The sequence below is a fragment of the Flavobacterium sp. P21 genome, from assembly GCF_050632225.1.
In the GTDB taxonomy this organism is placed as follows: Bacteria; Bacteroidota; Bacteroidia; order Flavobacteriales; family Flavobacteriaceae; genus Flavobacterium.
In genome coordinates this window covers 2,740,160-2,757,854 of sequence record NZ_CP192585.1, presented here as the reverse complement: position 1 = coordinate 2,757,854, position 17,695 = coordinate 2,740,160, and the positions used below count along the sequence as shown (strand labels likewise).

Annotated in this window: 21 protein-coding genes and 3 pseudogenes; 8 read left to right on the top strand and 16 right to left on the bottom strand. The window is 33.6% G+C overall.

Features of this window, described 5'->3' with window-relative positions; all coding sequences use genetic code 11:
* Positions 1 to 82 precede the first annotated feature (82 nt).
* Positions 83 to 676 (top strand): hypothetical protein, encoded by a 594-nt coding sequence (locus ACQ9BO_RS13665; protein ID WP_431241162.1) that lies wholly within the window; start codon positions 83 to 85, stop codon positions 674 to 676.
* Positions 677 to 777: 101 nt separating this feature from the next.
* Here ACQ9BO_RS13665 and ACQ9BO_RS13660 read toward each other — a convergent pair whose 3' ends face one another.
* The 6 genes and pseudogenes from ACQ9BO_RS13660 to ACQ9BO_RS13635 all read right to left on the bottom strand — a co-directional run bounded on the left by ACQ9BO_RS13660 (position 778) and on the right by ACQ9BO_RS13635 (position 4,619).
* Positions 778 to 1,425, bottom strand: coding sequence for a DUF5661 family protein (locus ACQ9BO_RS13660; RefSeq protein WP_431241161.1), 648 nt, complete (start codon positions 1,423 to 1,425; stop codon positions 778 to 780).
* 89 nt (positions 1,426 to 1,514) lie between these two features.
* On the bottom strand, positions 1,515 to 1,676 hold the full coding sequence (locus ACQ9BO_RS13655) for a DUF1328 family protein (RefSeq protein ID WP_320567139.1): 162 nt from the start codon (positions 1,674 to 1,676) through the stop codon (positions 1,515 to 1,517).
* A 108-nt stretch (positions 1,677 to 1,784) separates the two neighbouring features.
* A pseudogene (locus ACQ9BO_RS13650) lies at positions 1,785 to 2,868 on the bottom strand (DNA topoisomerase IB).
* Positions 2,869 to 2,879: 11 nt separating this feature from the next.
* Positions 2,880 to 3,119 carry a DUF7218 family protein gene (locus ACQ9BO_RS13645; protein ID WP_431241160.1) on the bottom strand — a complete coding sequence of 80 codons (240 nt, stop codon included), beginning with the start codon at positions 3,117 to 3,119 and terminating at the stop codon, positions 2,880 to 2,882.
* A 207-nt stretch (positions 3,120 to 3,326) separates the two neighbouring features.
* The gene (locus ACQ9BO_RS13640) at positions 3,327 to 3,722 is read right to left on the bottom strand and encodes a hypothetical protein (protein WP_431241159.1); all 396 of its coding nucleotides are present in this window, start codon (positions 3,720 to 3,722) and stop codon (positions 3,327 to 3,329) included.
* Positions 3,723 to 3,734: 12 nt separating this feature from the next.
* Positions 3,735 to 4,619: an XAC2610-related protein gene (locus ACQ9BO_RS13635; RefSeq protein ID WP_431241158.1), complete on the bottom strand. Its 885-nt coding sequence runs from the start codon at positions 4,617 to 4,619 to the stop codon at positions 3,735 to 3,737.
* A gap of 147 nt (positions 4,620 to 4,766) precedes the next feature.
* Between ACQ9BO_RS13635 and ACQ9BO_RS13630 the strand changes: the two genes are divergently transcribed.
* Positions 4,767 to 5,354 carry a DUF4142 domain-containing protein gene (locus ACQ9BO_RS13630; RefSeq protein WP_431241157.1) on the top strand — a complete coding sequence of 196 codons (588 nt, stop codon included), beginning with the start codon at positions 4,767 to 4,769 and terminating at the stop codon, positions 5,352 to 5,354.
* A gap of 306 nt (positions 5,355 to 5,660) precedes the next feature.
* On the opposite strand, the gene ACQ9BO_RS13625 is transcribed toward ACQ9BO_RS13630, so the two are convergent.
* From ACQ9BO_RS13625 to ACQ9BO_RS13590, 8 genes and pseudogenes are all read right to left on the bottom strand, one after another.
* Positions 5,661 to 6,644 (bottom strand): aldo/keto reductase, encoded by a 984-nt coding sequence (locus ACQ9BO_RS13625; protein ID WP_431241156.1) that lies wholly within the window; start codon positions 6,642 to 6,644, stop codon positions 5,661 to 5,663.
* Between the two features lie 94 nt (positions 6,645 to 6,738).
* A pseudogene (locus tag ACQ9BO_RS13620) lies at positions 6,739 to 7,792 on the bottom strand (NAD(P)-dependent alcohol dehydrogenase).
* A 252-nt stretch (positions 7,793 to 8,044) separates the two neighbouring features.
* Positions 8,045 to 8,452 (bottom strand): cupin domain-containing protein, encoded by a 408-nt coding sequence (locus ACQ9BO_RS13615; RefSeq protein WP_431241155.1) that lies wholly within the window; start codon positions 8,450 to 8,452, stop codon positions 8,045 to 8,047.
* Between the two features lie 304 nt (positions 8,453 to 8,756).
* Entirely contained in the window at positions 8,757 to 9,629 is an 873-nt protein-coding gene (locus ACQ9BO_RS13610; protein ID WP_431241154.1) for a helix-turn-helix domain-containing protein, read from the bottom strand.
* Between the two features lie 202 nt (positions 9,630 to 9,831).
* The gene (locus tag ACQ9BO_RS13605; protein WP_431245117.1) at positions 9,832 to 10,686 is read right to left on the bottom strand and encodes a DUF4982 domain-containing protein; all 855 of its coding nucleotides are present in this window, start codon (positions 10,684 to 10,686) and stop codon (positions 9,832 to 9,834) included.
* Positions 10,660 to 11,642: pseudogene (locus ACQ9BO_RS13600) on the bottom strand (glycoside hydrolase family 2 TIM barrel-domain containing protein); the annotation flags it as partial. The pseudogene ACQ9BO_RS13600 and the gene ACQ9BO_RS13605, both read right to left, overlap by 27 nt.
* Complete coding sequence (locus ACQ9BO_RS13595; RefSeq protein WP_431245116.1) at positions 11,639 to 12,241, bottom strand: sugar-binding domain-containing protein; 603 nt, start codon at positions 12,239 to 12,241, stop codon at positions 11,639 to 11,641. The pseudogene ACQ9BO_RS13600 and the gene ACQ9BO_RS13595, both read right to left, overlap by 4 nt.
* The gene (locus ACQ9BO_RS13590; protein WP_431241153.1) at positions 12,232 to 12,645 is read right to left on the bottom strand and encodes a hypothetical protein; all 414 of its coding nucleotides are present in this window, start codon (positions 12,643 to 12,645) and stop codon (positions 12,232 to 12,234) included. The genes ACQ9BO_RS13595 and ACQ9BO_RS13590 overlap by 10 nt, the downstream gene beginning before the upstream one ends.
* 210 nt (positions 12,646 to 12,855) lie before the next feature.
* Between ACQ9BO_RS13590 and ACQ9BO_RS13585 the strand changes: the two genes are divergently transcribed.
* A complete protein-coding gene (locus ACQ9BO_RS13585) occupies positions 12,856 to 13,239 on the top strand; it encodes a hypothetical protein (RefSeq protein ID WP_431241152.1) in 384 nt (127 codons plus the stop codon).
* A 167-nt stretch (positions 13,240 to 13,406) separates the two neighbouring features.
* Here ACQ9BO_RS13585 and ACQ9BO_RS13580 read toward each other — a convergent pair whose 3' ends face one another.
* Positions 13,407 to 13,898 (bottom strand): TlpA family protein disulfide reductase, encoded by a 492-nt coding sequence (locus ACQ9BO_RS13580; RefSeq protein ID WP_431241151.1) that lies wholly within the window; start codon positions 13,896 to 13,898, stop codon positions 13,407 to 13,409.
* Between the two features lie 114 nt (positions 13,899 to 14,012).
* The gene (locus tag ACQ9BO_RS13575) at positions 14,013 to 14,696 is read right to left on the bottom strand and encodes a S24 family peptidase (protein ID WP_431241150.1); all 684 of its coding nucleotides are present in this window, start codon (positions 14,694 to 14,696) and stop codon (positions 14,013 to 14,015) included.
* A 309-nt stretch (positions 14,697 to 15,005) separates the two neighbouring features.
* Here ACQ9BO_RS13575 and ACQ9BO_RS13570 point away from each other — a divergent pair, with 309 nt between their 5' ends.
* The 5 genes from ACQ9BO_RS13570 (at position 15,006) to ACQ9BO_RS13550 (ending at position 17,655) form a co-directional block, all read left to right on the top strand.
* Positions 15,006 to 15,143: a hypothetical protein gene (locus tag ACQ9BO_RS13570; RefSeq protein WP_162847919.1), complete on the top strand. Its 138-nt coding sequence runs from the start codon at positions 15,006 to 15,008 to the stop codon at positions 15,141 to 15,143.
* Entirely contained in the window at positions 15,136 to 15,414 is a 279-nt protein-coding gene (locus ACQ9BO_RS13565; RefSeq protein ID WP_431241149.1) for a hypothetical protein, read from the top strand. Before ACQ9BO_RS13570 ends, ACQ9BO_RS13565 begins: the two co-directional genes overlap by 8 nt.
* 12 nt (positions 15,415 to 15,426) lie before the next feature.
* Positions 15,427 to 16,140: a DUF3164 family protein gene (locus ACQ9BO_RS13560; protein ID WP_431241148.1), complete on the top strand. Its 714-nt coding sequence runs from the start codon at positions 15,427 to 15,429 to the stop codon at positions 16,138 to 16,140.
* A gap of 119 nt (positions 16,141 to 16,259) precedes the next feature.
* Positions 16,260 to 16,460: a hypothetical protein gene (locus ACQ9BO_RS13555; protein WP_431241147.1), complete on the top strand. Its 201-nt coding sequence runs from the start codon at positions 16,260 to 16,262 to the stop codon at positions 16,458 to 16,460.
* A gap of 1,036 nt (positions 16,461 to 17,496) precedes the next feature.
* Positions 17,497 to 17,655, top strand: a complete 159-nt coding sequence (locus ACQ9BO_RS13550; protein ID WP_431241146.1) for a hypothetical protein — start codon at positions 17,497 to 17,499, stop codon at positions 17,653 to 17,655.
* Positions 17,656 to 17,695: the final 40 nt, after the last annotated feature.

Genomic DNA, 17,695 nt, shown 5'->3' with positions numbered 1-17,695 from the left:
CAATTGCATTAAACAATTGTATAAAGAATACTCTTGCATTTAGAACTAGATTTGTTTTATAGAAATTATAAAATCACATATCATGAATACTATAAATAAAAACAACAGCATTTTTAACAGAAACCCAAACATGGCCGATAGAAATACGGTGATGAATGAAGAACTATATGATTTTGAAGATCAAAAAAACACTGACAACAGTATCGAAGAAACTGCAGATCGTGGCTATACCGTAAGAAACGGCCATAATCCTGACAAACCAAATCCTAATGAGGATGTTATGAATTATGATGACGATGATTTAGACGATCTAAATGATGATTTTCATAATGACCGAGATTTAGAAGACAATAATGATGATATCTATGAAGTCGAACTGGAAAATGACGAAGATTATGTGGACGAAGATCTTGACGAGGAAGTAGAAAATGACGAATTTGACAATCCCGCAGATACTTTTGAAAACGATTTTAATGAAGACGAAGATGACTTAGAGGATCTTGATGACGATGATGACGATGACGATGACGATGATGACGATGACGACGATGACGATGATGACGATGACGATGACGATGACGAAATTGAAGATGATGAAAATAACTATGTCGAAGATGACGTACAAGAAGAAGATAATGAAGACAGTTATCCCGATAATGATCCTCGCAAATTTTAAATTAGAAAGGAGAAAAAATTCAAAAACCGTTAAATTGCTTTAACGGTTTTTTTGTGATCAAAACGATGGGAATTTCCCAAATCAACGTGTAAGTAAAAGTTTTAATCACCAATTTTTTCAAGTGTCGGAATGTCATCCATTTTCTGCAGACGTTCGGCTAATTCATTTCTGGCTTCTCTCAATTCAATTTCGGCTTTGCCTAATTCTTTATACCATTCTTCATTTCCTGTTTTCGAATTTTCGATTTTGCGCAAGATTTCAAAAATTTCTCCTTCGGCTTCCATTACTTTCAAACGTTTGTAATAGGTCAGACTTTCGGTCATGTGTGCAAGTGCAATCATGGCCGTCAAAAAAGGATGATTATTTGTCACATTCACATCTCTGACGCGTCCGTGCTCCAATTCGACTTTTAAAGCAAAAGCAAATTCTTCCATATTAAACCTTTCATACTTGCTGTTTGGATTTAAATACGCTTTAATTGCTTCAACATTATCCATTGTCGAGAGATCTACTTCCGTTTGTTTGCCATCTATTAAATCTTTATAAACTACATTCGCAACAGCTCTCGCTTCATCTATGGTTGGATCGTTTTCAGGATTTTCAAAATCTCGAATACCCCAATCCCAATTTTTTGGATGCACAGGTTTGATGTATTTTTCACAAAAATCTGTTACATCATTTTTCAAGCTCACCATTTCGTCGTCTCTTTTAATGTAAACGTCTTGATAAGCACCGCTTTTTGTTCCCATGATATTTTTTTGTTTTAAAAGGCAAACGACACATTTATCGAAATAGATGTGCCGTTTTAATTTGTTTTAATTTACTGAGTTTATCAGCACTAAACACTTCTTCTTCCGCTAATTAGCGATATGATAAATAATACCAAGAATATGAAAAATAAAATTTTTGCTATACTAGCGGCTCCAGCGGCGATGCCACCAAAACCAAATATTCCCGCAATGATTGCAAGAACAATAAATATGACTGTCCAACGTAACATAATAATTGATTTTTAGTTAATAACGATTTGTTTGTTTCTCAAATTTCATGCTTTTAAAAGAGATGCATTAACTCTAAATATTTTATTTCTAACGCTATAGATCACTGATTACAGCAAGTTAACCGTATATTTTTCTATCAATTCGGCAAAAGCAGATTCCATTTGAGAAAAATACTTCTTAGTGCTTCTGCTCTTTTTTACTTTATCAAAATACTGCTGAATCGATCCATCTTCATATGTTGAAACCAGCAAGGGATGTACATAATAATTCTTGCAGACGTTTCTTGTGTTTCCGAGCGCATCTGCCGTCGCATCATAAGCCGTAAGAATGTTTTTTTTGATTTCCTTTTCGTCTGTTGTTGTTCCGATTTCCATAAGGTTTTCGAAAAAAATAATTGAGGCGACCCAGGTTCTAAAATCTTTTGCGCTGAAATATTCTCCTGAAATCTCATGCAAATATTCATTTACCATATGACTGTCTAAAACCTTTTTTCGCCATTATTGTCGTAATATTTAAAAACTTCCCAACCCGGAATTTCTTCGCAACGGCTAACTAATTTTATTAATTGCTTGTTTCGAGTTGTGATGGTGTGTTGTTTTCCTTTTTTCCAATGAATTCAAATCGAAGCGCATTTTTATTGATATTGATGTGCCGTTTGCGCAAAGTCGAAAGTCCGTATGATTTATTGTCTTTTGCATACTTTTCATTTCCAATTCGGATATGTGTTTCCTCCATTAACCGAATCACAAGCGCTATAACCTTGTTTTTGGACCACTCCTTCTCTTCTAAATCTTGATCGACCCTTTTTCTTATCAAAGGAAGTTTTTGTCCAAATTCGGCTATTTTATAAAACTTGGTTTGATTCCGAATTGAATTCCATTTTGGATGATAGCGATATTGTTTTCTGTTTTTTACATCAAGGCCAACAGCCTGCAAATGTCCATTTGCTAAATCAGAAATTCTGACATTTACCCATGCTGGTGGCAAAACCAAACTGTTAAAGCGTTTTAATTCGCTTTTCTGCTTGATATAGCGTCCATTCTTTTTATAAACAAATCCCTCTTTTTCCTGCAATCTCTCAATTGGCAATTTTTGATTGCTTACATAAACCAAGTCTAATTTCTCAAGAACCAAATGTGGTGTCTTGATCAATTTTTCAATAAGTTTTTGCTGAGAGACTTTTGTAGCCATAATTTTTAACTTTAATTGTTTCGCAAAGAATTTATCAAGGCCTTTTTATTCATATAGGAACGTCCTTTTATTCCAACTCTAATAGCTTGTTTCAAAAGTTCTTCTTTTGTCCATTCTTCATAAGGCTTGGCTTTTCCGCCTTTTACTCCAGCATCTGGCGTATTGGCAATTCGAGCCGATTTCTCTTTGCTGTAGCCTTTTTTCACCAATGCTTCATACTGTGCTTCATTCTTGATTCTAGGATTTGGCATGACATAAAATTTTAGGTTAATGATTTGATATGTTATGGTATTTCAAAGTTCATCGAAAAGCAAGATTTTTCTGTTATATAATTTTGGCAATAACTTTCATAATTTATAAGTCGGAAGTCATAAAGTTATAAAGTCGAAAGTTTTGAGCATAAAAAATCCCAATTCTTTTGGAATTGGGATTTTTTAAAGTTTAGAAGCTAATTGTTTTCAACTCCAACTCATATTTATTAAAACTTTATTTTGCTTCACTTCAACTTTTCCACCATAAGCATCACCATCTTTTGGGTGAATTTCATATACTTTGATTCCTTCTTTTATTTTTAACTTACTTTTTCTAAATCCTTTACTTTTTAAAATCCATTTTTTAATTTCGGTATCAGAACTAGTGAACTCAATTATAAATTGTCTTGTAAACATTGAGCCTCTTTTTTCCAAATCAATAATTTCTGCATCTTTAGGAAGTTTTTCCAATTGTCCCCAACTTAATGCGGCTTCAATTGCTTCTTCTTTTTGCCATGGCATTACAAAAGAAGAAAAACAGTTTATATAGAGAAAAAATATTCCTAAAAACAGCACTACAGCAATTACCTTAATTATTTTCATTTGAAATTGAATTTATGCTAAACATTTAATCACATTTTTTTTGATCAAATCACCAGTTTTTTCATCTAATTCCAGACAAGTTTTCTTTATTAAAACCATTTTATTATTCACCACTTTATATTCTGCATTCATGTGGCTCGTACCGGCGCAACATTGATTGTGCTCATAAATTCTTTTGGCCTTAGAATCAAATTCTAAAGAAGTTCCACTGAAACTGCTCTGAAAATATTTTCCCGTTTTTGGATTATAAAGAATATATAAACTTGATGTATTTGGTCCGGCATAACTGCTTTCAAAAACAGAAAAATCCGGAATTCCGTCAAAATTATAATCGTCGATACTTATGTTGTTCAAGCCCCAAAGCTGGCAATCTAAATCTATTTTCTGAATTAATTTATCTGTCTTTTTCTCAATAATTTTTACACCAGTAACTTGGGCATAAAAACTACCTTTTTCTTTAGAAATAATCAACTTGAAATATTTGTCTTTAAAAGATTCCGGTTGCAGAATTTCTCTATCTGTCCATTCAACATTATCGCCATAATCGATATTAAATTCTTTCGATAAAGTAATTTTGAGTTCTTTTCCTGAATTAAAATCTTTCCATATTCCATTTAGCTGTTGGCTTTTTTCATTATAATTCTGAAAAGTCAATTTTGCAGTTTCTTTATTCGTTTTGTCTTTTTCTATAAAAACCAAAGTCTTTCCGGTAAGTTTGGCACTTAAAACAATTGGAGTATCAAAATTAGAATAAGCGTAAATCGCCGATCCTACTCCATCAGAATAAAGATAGGTTACAAATTCTATTGGATATTTATCAATAAATCCTGTGTAGCTTATTTGGGCAGATAAAAATGTTGTTGCAAGAAGAAATAGTAAAGTAATTTTTTGCTTCATTATAAGAGTTTATTTTCTTTTTAATGCTAATATAAAATTTTCATTTAAGGTAGCATCCAAATCATATAACAATCTCTTAAAATCCTGTAAGGCATTCCTTGCGCTTCCTAAATAATTTTACATTATAACTTTCAAACAATTAAAATCATGAAAAAGATACTATTAGCCGGAAAAGCAATTTTAGGAGCGGGACTTATTATTATATTTCTTCAATCTTGTAAAAACGAAACTAAACAAGAAGATCCAAAAGAAGTCGCAGAAGATGCAAATGAAGCCAAATTTGATTCTATTGACAACAAAGAAGATGATTCTGAATTTTTGGTAGATCAGGCGGAAATTAATTTAGCAGAAATCGAAATTGGAAAACTGGCCCAGCAGAAAAGCACAAATGCCGAAGTGAAAAAATTTGGAAAAATGCTTGTGGATGAACATACAAAATCCGCTTCTGAAGTTAGCGCATTGGCGAAGACCAAAAACTTTACGCTTCCGACTTCATTAACAGAAGAAGGCCAAGATGAATACAACAAACTAAATGAAAAATCAGGCGTAGATTTTGACAAAAAATTTGCCGATATGATGATAGACGGCCACGAAAAAGCAATTGAAAAACTTCAAAAAGCCTCAAAAGACGCCACAGATAATGATATCAAAATGTGGGCATCAAATAATATTGCAGGTTTAACAGCACATCTGGAACACGCAAAAATGCTGAAGCAAAATCTAGACAAAAAGTAATTTTTTAAGATGCTAAGGCACTAAGATTCTAAGGTGCTGAGGTGCTAAGGTGCTGAGGCGCTAAGACTGAAAAGTAAAATAAATTTAATTGATCATTATTTATTTTAAACAAAGATTCTGAGATTCTGAGATACTAAGTTAAGTGAGCATCTAAGAACCCCCAAATCTTTGCTAAAAACCTCTCAAGAGTTGAATTGCTTGAGGGGTTTGTTTTTTTTGAGGTGCTAAGATGCTAAGTTTCTAAGATTCTAAGTTTTTTATTTAACTCAAGAGCTTAGCATCTTAGAACCTTAGTATCTTAGAAACTTATTTACCAGCTATCTTCTGCAAATGTTCTGGATATCTTGATCCTTCTATTGTTATTTTTGAAGCCGCTTCATTAATTGCCGCAACATCTTGGGCTGAAAGTTCTAGGCTTATTGCACTTAAATTTTCTTCTAAACGATGCAATTTTGTAGTTCCCGGAATTGGCGCGATCCAAGGTTTTTGGGCTAAAATCCACGCAAGAGCAATTTGAGCGTTTGTAACACCTCTTTCTGTAGCCATTTTGGTTAATACTTCAACAAATTGTTGGTTTGTTTTTCTTGCTTCTGGAGCAAAACGAGGCAATGAATTTCTGAAATCTGTACTGTCAAATTGTGTGTTTTCATCAATTTTTGCAGTAAGAAAACCTCTTCCCAGCGGACTGAAAGGCACAAAACCAATTCCGAGTTCTTCTAAGGTTGGGAAAATTTCTTCTTCGGGAGTTCTCCACCAAAGTGAGTATTCGCTTTGAAGCGCCGTAACAGGCTGAACAGCGTGCGCACGTCGAATAGTCTCTGCTCCTGCTTCTGAAAGTCCAAAATGTTTTACTTTTCCTTCCTGAATCAAATCTTTTATTGTTCCGGCAACGTCTTCGATAGGCACATTCGGATCAACGCGATGCTGATAATACAAGTCAATTACATCTGTTTTCAATCTTTTCAATGAACCTTCAATGCTTTGTCTGATCCATTCTGGTCGGCTGTCTAATCCTTTTTTAGAATCTCCTTCCAGAAAACCAAATTTCGTAGCAATTACAACTCTATCGCGAAAAGGCGCTAAAGCTTCTCCTAACAACTCTTCGTTTAAATGAGGTCCATAACATTCGGCTGTATCAAAAAAAGTAATTCCTTTTTCATAAGCCGAACGAAGCAGACTTATCATTTCATTTTTGTCATGAGCTGGACCATATCCAAAACTCATTCCCATACAGCCCAATCCCAATGCTGAGACTTCAAGACCGTTATTTCCTAGTTTACGTGTTTGCATTTTTTCTTTTTTAGGGACAAAGGGGCAAAGTAACAAAGGGGCAAAGTTTTTTCCTTTGTTACTTTGAACCTTTGTTACTTTGTCACTTTGATATTTATTTCAAAGAAGCCATATCAATCACAAAACGATATTTGATATCTCCTTTAAGCAATCTTTCATAAGCGTCGTTTACTTCGTTTACACCAATAATTTCGATGTCTGCAGTAATATTGTGTTCTGCACAGAAATCAAGCATTTCCTGAGTTTCTGCGATTCCTCCGATAGCTGAACCGGCGAAGCTTCTTCTTCCTAAAATAAGGCTGAATGAGGTTACAGGTAACGGATCCATTGGCGCTCCTACAAGCGTTAAAGTCCCGTCAACTTTTAGCAAGTTCAAATAAGCATCGATGCTGTGTTCAGCTGAAACGCAATCTAAAATAAAGTTAAGGCTTTTTGCATGTTTTGCCATTTGCTCTGAATCTGTAGATAAAACTACTTCATCAGCGCCAAGATCTTTTGCTTGCGTCAAATTTTGATATTGATGTGGTAAAAACAACAACATGAGCGCCCATTGCTTTTGCCAATTTGATTCCCATGTGTCCTAAACCGCCGATTCCCACAATTCCAACTTTTTGCCCAGGACCTACTTTCCAGTGTTTTAAAGGAGAATACGTTGTAATTCCAGCACATAATAATGGTGCAACTCCAGCAAGATCTAATTTATCTGAAATATGAAGTACATAATTTTCATCAACAACAATACTTTGAGAATAACCTCCAAAAGTATGTCCGCCTAAATGTTTATCTGGCGAATTGAATGTCAATGTGCTTCCTTCATCGCAATATTGCTCCAAATCGTTTTTGCAATGATCGCATTCTCTGCAAGAATCTACCATACAGCCTACTCCGGCTAACTGACCAACTTTAAAGTTTTTAACATGATTACCAACTTTAGTCACGCGACCAACGATCTCGTGTCCCGGCACAATTGGGTACATTGTTCCGTGCCACTCATTTCTAGCAGAATGCAAATCAGAATGGCAGATACCACAATACAAAATTTCAATTTCTACGTCATGCGCTTGTACTGCTCTTCTTTTAATATCTAATGTTTTTAATGGTGCTTCGGCGACTTCTGTACCAAAGGCTTTGATGTCTTTTGTTTCCATAATTTGTTTTTTGTTGTTTTTTGTTTGAAGTTTCAGGTTTCAAGTTTTGAAACGACGAAAAAGTTGCACGCAGATTTGGCGGATTTAAACAGATTTATTTCTGTAAAAAATTGACAACATGAAAGTTACAAAAATATTCTTTCATTAATATTAAAAAATCATTTACAAATCTGCATAAAAACTTAGCTGAGAAGCTTAGTAACTTAGCATCTTAGTACCTTAGAATCTTAGTATCTTAGTATCTAAAAAAAATCAAGCGCTTTGAAAAGAAAAATATTCTTCATCTGAGACTTTTTCAAGCCAGGTTCCAAAACCTTTGTCAATTTCTGTGATAATGGTGATATAAGAAAATTTATTAAACGGAGTTGCGCCGTACCAATGTTCTACGCCAGGCAAAATCGTAACTACTTCATCTTTTTGGAGCATTCTAATTTCGCCTCCTCTTTCTTGATAATAACCAACTCCTGCAGTAGCGATCAATAATTGCAAACTTGCATTGCTGTGCCAGTTGCTTCTTGCACTTGGTTCAAATGAAACTTCTTTAATAGTCGTATTTTCGGGATGAATTTCGCTGGTTTGCTTTTTATATGACACTTCACCTGTCATATAAGTATTTGGAACTCTTCCTTCTTCGGTCACTGTGGTGTATTGTGTCGACATAATTTTGTTGTTTTTAGGTTAATAATTTATTCAAAAGCTATTGTAAACTATCTTTCGATAGAAAAATCAGAACATCGATCTCTTCAAAAAGAGATTTTGACTTAATTAATTCTTTAAAACTTTATATTATTTTATATCAAGCATTTAAAACTAAACCGTAAAGCTGGGACCCTGCTTTTGTGAAGTGTTTTTTAGTCTTTAAAAACCGATAAATGATTTGTTTGTTAATCTGGGACAAATGTAGAACAATACATTAGTCCAGAAATAACAATATTCAAACAAAAAATTATGAAAATGAAACAATTTACATTCTTAACGATTTTGGAACCGTTCCTGTAAGCCTTTTAAAATAATTATTAAAGTAGCTTGGATATTCAAATCCTAATGAGTAACCTATATCAGAAATACTCCAATCTGTATGCTGTAAAAGCGCTTTTGCTTCGTTGATAATTCTTTCTGTAATATGCGAAGTGGTTGGTTTTCCTGTAACTTCTTTAACCGAGCGATTTAAGTGATTTACGTGTACAGCAAGACTTTGCGCATAATCCTGAGGCGTTTTTAATAAAAGTGGCTGATCTTTTGTCTCAATTGGAAACTGTCTTTCTAATAATTCCAAAAACAAAGAAGTAATTCTAGAAGAAGCATTTTTTGGTTTAAAGAAATTCTCCGACGGTTGCATCTTCATTGATTCATGCAAAATCAGATTGATATAATTGCGCATCAAATCATCTTTAAAAGCATAATCTGTTTCATATTCTTGAATCATTTTTTGAAACAATGAATCTATAAAAACCTTTTGTTCTGCGGTTAAAGAAAAGATTGGCGTACCTCCTATTTTAAATAAAGGCGATTCTTGAAGGGCTTCTGAACGTTCCTTTGATTTCAAGAATTCTTCGGTAAAAACACAAGCATATCCCTCATACTCTCCTGAAATGGTTTCCCATGAATAGGGAATAATTGGATTACCGAAAAACAAAATCGTACCATCAGTTTCTATCCCGCGGTCAGCATATTGTATGATACTTTTGCTTGTATTTATACAAATTTTGTAAAAATCCCTTCGGCTGTAAACAGGAATCTTGCTTTGATCTCCATTTATTTGATAAACCTTAAAACCCTTCAGCTGTAAATCTGAAGTAAAATCGCAATTATTAATATTTTGTGCTTGATTGTTCATTTTGCAAAGTTATGAAAATCAAACATTATTATTTTGTTATTTTTTTTGTTTCTCCCGAAGCTTAGGGATCAGGTTTCGAATTTAACCGCAAAGAACGCAAAGTTTTTTTCTATGGATTGTGAATATAAACGCAAAGTTCGCAAAGCTATACGAAAACTTTGCGAACCTTTGCGTAAATCTTAGCGTGCCTTGCGGTTAAAAACTAATTCTTTAAAATCGCAGTTCGTAATCCTTTCGCGGAAGCGGATAGAATAACTTCTTTGGCATTATCTTCTTTTTGAATAATAATTTGGGAATAGCCGTTAAATAGCTTTCTTTTCCAAGGTTCGGCTGGTGTTATGACTTGAATGATTCCGGGATCTGTATTCATAACGTCCCAATCTTTTACTTTTTGGAGAGGTTTTGCTGAAATATTAATGAAATTTTTTCCTCCCATTAAAATGTCTGCACTTAGAATATACTTTTGAGAATCTTCTTTACTCGGTTCTACAACTGTTCCATTAATATAAACAACAGGCTCAACACCTATTTTTTTATAATAAAAAGTTACTATACTTGTCTTTAGGTCATTTTTTATATCAAATTCTCCACGATACAAATACGATTCTGCTTGATTTTTATAATCCCTATCTTTAAACGCTTCTTTCCACTGGTATTCTTTATCATCTAAATTTCGTGGCTGATCAACATGAAATCCATTTCTTTCTTGGAAATTAGTTATAGAAACCAAAGTCACATCATCGATAAACTTATCTTTTTCTAAAGAAGTCGGATCGCCATTTCCTATGCCTAAAATCTTTCCTCCTATTATAGAAAATTCTATTTCATCATTTGCCGTTGGGACATGCAGGCCGTTTTTATCCGTAGTTTCAACCGTCACTACAAAAACATTTCCTTTTGAGACATTTTCTTTATCCAAAGACAGTTTTATATTTTCTGCATTTCCGGTTGTTCTTTGAATTTCAGAAAGCACTTTTTTACCGCTTTTATAACCAATTGCTTCTAATACTCCAGGAACATACTTGACTTTCCATTCCAAATGACTGTTCAATTCCATTTTCTTTTTCCCCAGACTTTTTTATTCAAGAAAAGTTCAACTTCATCACAATTTGAATGCACCCAAACATCAATTTCCTTGCCTTCCATTCCGCTCCAATTCCAGTGTGGCATGATATGCAAAACAGGTTTATTTCCCCACCAAGATTTTAGATAAAAAACATTGTCTTTCGGAAAACCACAAACATCCATCATCCCAAAATATGAAGTCACCGATGGCCAACCATAAGGCGTTGGTTCTCCGCGATAATCAAAACCAGTCCAAATAAACATTCCTGCTAAATAAGGTCTTTCGGCATAAAACTTCCAGCCTTCTTCTATGCTGTAAAAAGTTGGCCTAGGCTTTTGATCGTAAGCACTTTTATAATGTTTAGCATCATCTGTAAAATACACCCCTCTCGTGGTGAAAGTTGAGCCTTCCTCTGTTCCCATTCCTGGCTGTTGTTTGAACTCGTTTCTGTGCGCGTCAATATCTCCATTTCCGAGATAATTGTAGCCCATAATTTCAACTACAGATGAAATGCCACTTCTAAATCCGCTACTGATTCCAACCGTTACAGGTCTTGTGCTGTCAATGCTTTTTGCAAAATCCTGCATTACATTTGTAATACGCTCACCCACAATATTGCCTTCGATATTCCATTCTTCATTTCCAACAGACCAACAAATAATGCTTGGATGATTTCGATCGCGTTTCATCATTCGTTCCAAATCGTTCAAATGATAATTGTTGATTCCCATCAAACGGGTTTCATCAATTACCAGCATTCCTAATTCATCACAAACTTTCAGCAATTCAGGAGTTGGCGGATGATGCGAACAACGATAAGCGTTTGAACCCATTTCTTTCAGTTTTTTGATTCGGTAATACTGAATTTCATCAGGCAAAGCAGTTCCAATTCCAGCATGATCTTGATGATTATTGGTTCCTTTTAATTTCAGCGATTTTCCATTCAAAAAAAGCCTTTTTCGGCATCAAATTTTATGGCTCTGATTCCAAAAGGCGTTTCATAACCATCAATTGTTTTCCCATTCTGCTTTAATTCAGTAACCAAATGATATAAATTTGGAGCATCAATATCCCATAAAATCGGATTTTTGACATCCAATTTCGAAGTAAAACTTGTTGTTTTGTAAAATTCGGGAGCCAAAACATTTTCAGAAGCTGATGAAATTTGCTTATTTGAAGCGTCAAAAATTGTTTGAACCACTTCAATAAACCCCTTGTAATTTCCTTTATTTTCAATTGAAACTTCAGCCGTAATTACCGCATCATTATTTTTTAATTGAGACTTTACAAAAGTCCCGTTCAAAACAACATGAATCGGATTTGTTTTCTGCAGATAAACATGTCTATAAATGCCAGCGCCTTCGTAAAACCAACCTTCTTCCATTGATGCATCGGCACGAACGACAATTATATTTTCTCCGCCATAATTCACATAAGCTGTAACATCATATTCAAATCCGTTGTAGCCACTTTCCTCGGTTCCGAGGTAATAGCCGTTAAAAAACACTTTTGAATTTCTGAAAACGCCATCAAATTTCAAAGAAATAATTTTTCCCTTATCAGCCTCCGAAATGTTGATTTTTTTCTGTACCAGCCAATGCTTTTATTTGGAAAACCTTTGCCTGCTGTTTTGAATCCGTGGCTAAAACTACCGCTTTCGCTAAAAGCTTGTTCGACCGCCCAATCATGTGGCAAATCAAGTTTTCGCCAAGCGCGATCATCAAAATCTTTAGCCGCAGGACCATCTCCAAAACCTGTTTTTGCCAAATACGAAAAATACCCCATCGCATGGTTGAAATCTTTTTCGGTGTCAAATAAATGCCCGAAAGAAAAACGCCAATCGTTATCAATCAAAATCAATTCTCTACCTGATTTACTTTGGGCGAAAGCCAAAAATGAAATCAAAAAAACAAAAACTGAAAAGGCTTTTTTAAGACAGGAATTTTTCATAAAAATGAATTGGTAAAAATTAGAGCATATAAAATTAGTTTTTTGGAGGTAGAAATTTTAATAGTATTTTATCAAAACCATAAACAATTATCCTTGCATACCCCATAAAAATTGGCCAATAAAATTTAGAATCATTCTATTGGCTATACTTTCTAAAATAATTTTCTTTTGGTGTAATTTTATACTAAAATAAAAAAAACAAAGACTATTATGAGTGTTATTAAAGATGAAAAAAAGCTTCTAAACGCCATTAAACGTATCGATGAGAAGATCGATAAGAATAATGACCAAAAGATTCTTGCCTTTTTTGAATCTCTTGGATTAACTGAAAGAGAAGATGTTCCTAAGAATTTTCTAGACTGGGAAACGATTCTTATTGTCGTTCCCGATCGGCATATTTCACATGAATTAAAATATTACAAATTCTCTATATCAAGACTTTTCTTTGTAACCAATCCGTATGCCGATAAAATCCATATTTATGATTTTAATGAATGGAAAAATGTTACACGAAACAAATCGCAATTTCAAATTAGGGAAATGATGAAAACAAGTTTTGGAGGCGTCAGAAAGTCAAATACAGAAAACGAATAATTAACCAAAAAGCCCAATTCTTAACGAAATGGGCTTTTTTTGTTTCAATTTTTAAGGTTTAACCGCAAAGTTCGCAAAGAATTACGCAAAGGTCGCAAAGCAATTAAATCTTTGCGAACATAGCGTAATTCTTTGCGAACTTCCCGGTTAGATCAGCTCAATACAAGCTATTTAGCCAACAAGCCGTTAACCATATCTTCTAAAGCTTTTCCGTGAATGTTTTTAGCTAAGATTATTCCGTTTTTGTCAATCAAAAAGTTCAACGGAACAGATTGAAGCATATAAGCGCTTACAACTGGCGATTGCCAATATTTCAAATCGCTGACATTTGTCCAAGGCAATTTTCCTTTTGCAATTGCGGCGGTCCATAAAGGCTTTTTTGTATCCATAGAAACACCATAAATAAATAATTTATCCGGATAAGCATTATGCAGTTTTAATAAAGCAGGTTGCTCTTTGATGCAAGGCCCACACCACGAAGCCCAAAAGTCAACTAAAACTAAAGCGCCTCTAAATGACGAAAGCGAAACGACATTTCCTTTTGTATCTGGAAGCTCGATTTCTGGAGCGATATTTCCAACATCGACACCTACAACTTGCGCTTTTGAACTGGTGATTGCACAACATAAGAATCCTAGGACTAGTAAAGTTTTTTTCATAATTGATTAAGTTTATTTATTTATTTGGGGCTGTTTGTCTGTAACAAATATAAATTTCTTTCATGAAACTTATCTTATTTCACAAAGTACTTTATATTTTTATTTAAATCAGTTTTACATCATCGTATTAATACGAATACTTGCTTTTATAAGCGCTAACGCAGATATTTTCGATACATGAATATCTTTTGGCTGATGATGTGAATTCTGACTTACCAATTTCACATATTCCTGACCTTGATCTGATTTCTGAACATATTTTACTGTAATATACTCTTCCCAATCGTTCAGTTTTACGCTTAGAAGATACATTTCGCCAAAAAAGATATTTTCAAATTCGGTTTCCTTATACAGAATAATGTCTCCAGATTTCAATAACGGATACATACTATCTCCTGTTACAGAAATTGCTCCATCACATTTTGGAAGATTCGGAATTTTTATTGTATCCAAAATTCTTTGCGGTTCTCCACTACTAAATAATTCTCTCAATCCTGCAACAGCCTCCAAATCATACAATGGAATTTCTTGAGTAGCATGCAGTGAATCGGCTGTTTTTCTATCATTATTCATAATTATGATGCTAGTGTTTTCTTCCTTAATCATTGGTCCATTTCCTGTTAATAGCCACTCTGAATTCAGATCTGGATAATAGTGTAATATTTTACACGCCTTATCTGTTCCCATATTACTGCTATTGTCCAAAAACTTATTAGAAAAACCCAAATCATTACAGAACTTATACTTAGTAATCCCTTTATAATCAAGATATTCCCGCACTCTTTCAGTTGACCCCATAAAAAGATGTATTATTTTACGTTAAAAATTTGTTTTAATGTATTATTTTACATTATATTTGCAAAGTAAAGAAAAATAAAATTGAAAAACAAGGGGTTAAGCTATAAAATATTGGAAACATATAAAATAAAATAATTCAAAAACACTTACAATTAACTGATTTTCAAACAACAAACCAATTAAAAACACAAAATGAAAAATACTACCCTAAAAAACAAAAAAGATGGTAAATACTACGAATTTTAAAAACAGCATTATAAAAGACATGAAAAACAGGAGATATCACTAAACCTTTTAATGTAAATCGAAATGAAAAAAAATCAAATCAAAGAAAAAATTCAGGAATTAGAAAATTGGCTGATTGAGAATCCAAACAGTTCTGAAAGAAGTTTAATCGAATCTGATATTAAAAAATTAAAAAATCAATTAGAAAAAAATCATGAGTAACACACAAATCGAAGAACGTATTGCAACATTATATCTGGCACTTCAATATTGTTCTGAAAAAAGGAAAACTTTTACCGCCGGAGAAAGAATCTGTATTAATCAAGAGCGTTTTCAGTGGATGCACATTCTGGATAACGAAACTGCCGCTCCCCGTCCCGTTTCTGCGAGTATTGAAAACAAAATTAAAGAAGTTACAAAACTCGCGTTTCAAAATAATTTTAAACCGTATTACGGAGATCCATTCAAAGAAGAAATTTTATTAACCGCTTAAAAAATACTATTTATGAATACTTCAACAGCAAACAATTTCAAAGCTATGGACTTATCTCAATTTTCTGCTCAACAATTAAAAGAAGCTTTAAATAAAATTGAAAGCAAAAAGTTGGAAGAAAGAGATGCTTACAAAAAATTAGTAGCCGAAACGATTCCGAAAGCGCTTTCAAGACTACACGAAACATCTGAAATGATGCGAAATGCCAAAACTGAAACTTTCCAGTTATTTGAAACTATTTTGGATTTAAAAAATCAGGTTTATGGTTTTAAAGAGAAACAAATGTCGCATACATTTTCAAATGATAAAGAAGAAATTACAATTGGCTACCGCATTAATGAAGGTTGGGACGACACCGTAACGATTGGAATTGAAAAAGTGCAAAATTATATTTCGTCGCTTTCTACAAGCAAGGAAACAGCTTCGTTAGTTAAAATTGTTTTCAATCTCTTGAAAAAAGATGCAAAAGGAAATTTAAAAGGTTCCAGAGTTTTGGAACTTCAAAAACTTACAAAAGAGTTCAACAATGAAGAGTTTACAGATGGTGTTGAAATTATTGCTTCTTCGTTTAAACCTGTACGCTCGAGCTGGTTTATTGAGGCTTGTCGAATTGACGAAAATGGCGTAAGAACCAATATTCCGTTGTCGATGTCTTCCGTTGATTTTTTACAAGGATATGCTTTCAATTTTTTCAACCAACAAAACAAACAAAATCATGCGACTTAGTACCATTCATTTATCGTTGCTTTTGGCTTTTTTATTAATTGCAACCAACTTGAAACCAATATTTTTATTTAGAGAATGGTTTTATTTCAAATTAAAAACAACTTTTAAACAATACCTAAATGAGCGTAAAAATAAAGCCAATTACAGATCATGAAAGCTATAAAATAAACGAACATATTATCTTTAAAGACGGACTCGGAAACTGGAATTGCGGCAATGACTTATCTAAAAAAGAACGTCTTGCTTTTAATCAGTACGAAAGCATTGTGATTAAAAATCCGAGATTCAAAAAACATACAACAGCCACCTACAAAGGCTAAAAGATCTCCTAACTTGTAGCCTTCAAAAATACAAGTAAAAAAATGGTTCCTGCTTCTTCTTCTTTCTGAAGAGAACCAGGAACCGGCAAAACGGGCGATTTCTGCCCTAATAAAATAACAGCCAAAACGCATTCTTTCTATTGGAATCCAAACCATAAAAGGTTTTGGAAACAGGATTGTCATGCGGAGTTTGCAGACTAAATTGTTAAATAAAATCTTTAACAATTACAACCTCAGAACGAGGTTCAATATAAAATGGCATTAAGGAGTAAAACCTTTTATCTAAAATGATTAAATGGTTTTGGCTGTCTTAAATATGATGTCCTTTATTATTCAAATTATTAACTCTTTTAAACTTCGTTCTTAAAACTTTTCTTTTTTCTATCATTCAAAATATTATCTCTCATGCCTATATCATCAAACAGAAGTCTCGGAATTCAAAAAATAAATTAATGCGTTACAAACTCATTAAAGAACTGTATCAAAAACACAAAACGGAAGACATTCCAACTACCGTTGTGTGGCGTAAATACGTCTATCCGGTTTACCCGATTTCGAGAACTACTTTGTATGAAATTCTCTGTACACCTATCACATCTGAACTAAAAAAATCGAAGAACTTATGAGCAATCAGCAAAGGCCTTCTTAATTCATACAAAAGAAAAAATCATTCTTTTTAAATCTTCAAAAACATCCTTTTTGTGATGCAAAGATGAAGCATTTACTTCATCTAAAACGACTTCTGTTCGCTTTCCTTACAACTCTGTAAAGCCCTAGAACACAAATGTTCGCAGACCTTGCATGCATTTTTTTTAGGGCTTTTTTCACACAATCTTTGCAATCTCAAAAGGAAACAACTATACCTCGAAACCGAAAAAAAACTGGTTTCACTTCCTTCAAAAAAAAACAACATTTAGGTTGTCTTTTCAAAAACAATTTTAAACCCAACATTCAATTTCAAACACATTCAATGGAACAGTTTTTATACCCCACTCTCACCGCATTCTTTGCCGGTTTCATCACTTGGTTTTTCTCAATGCGAAAATCACTTGCAGAAGACCGCGTGACCGAACTTGACAATGCCGTAAGCGCCGTAAAATATTACCGTGATCTTCTGGACGACATTACCGCCAGACTTACTGTCGCTACAGAAACCATAAAAAAATGGAAATACAGCATAAAGAACTCATGCTGATCAACCAGCAATTGGTTGACGAATTACAAAAATTTAAACA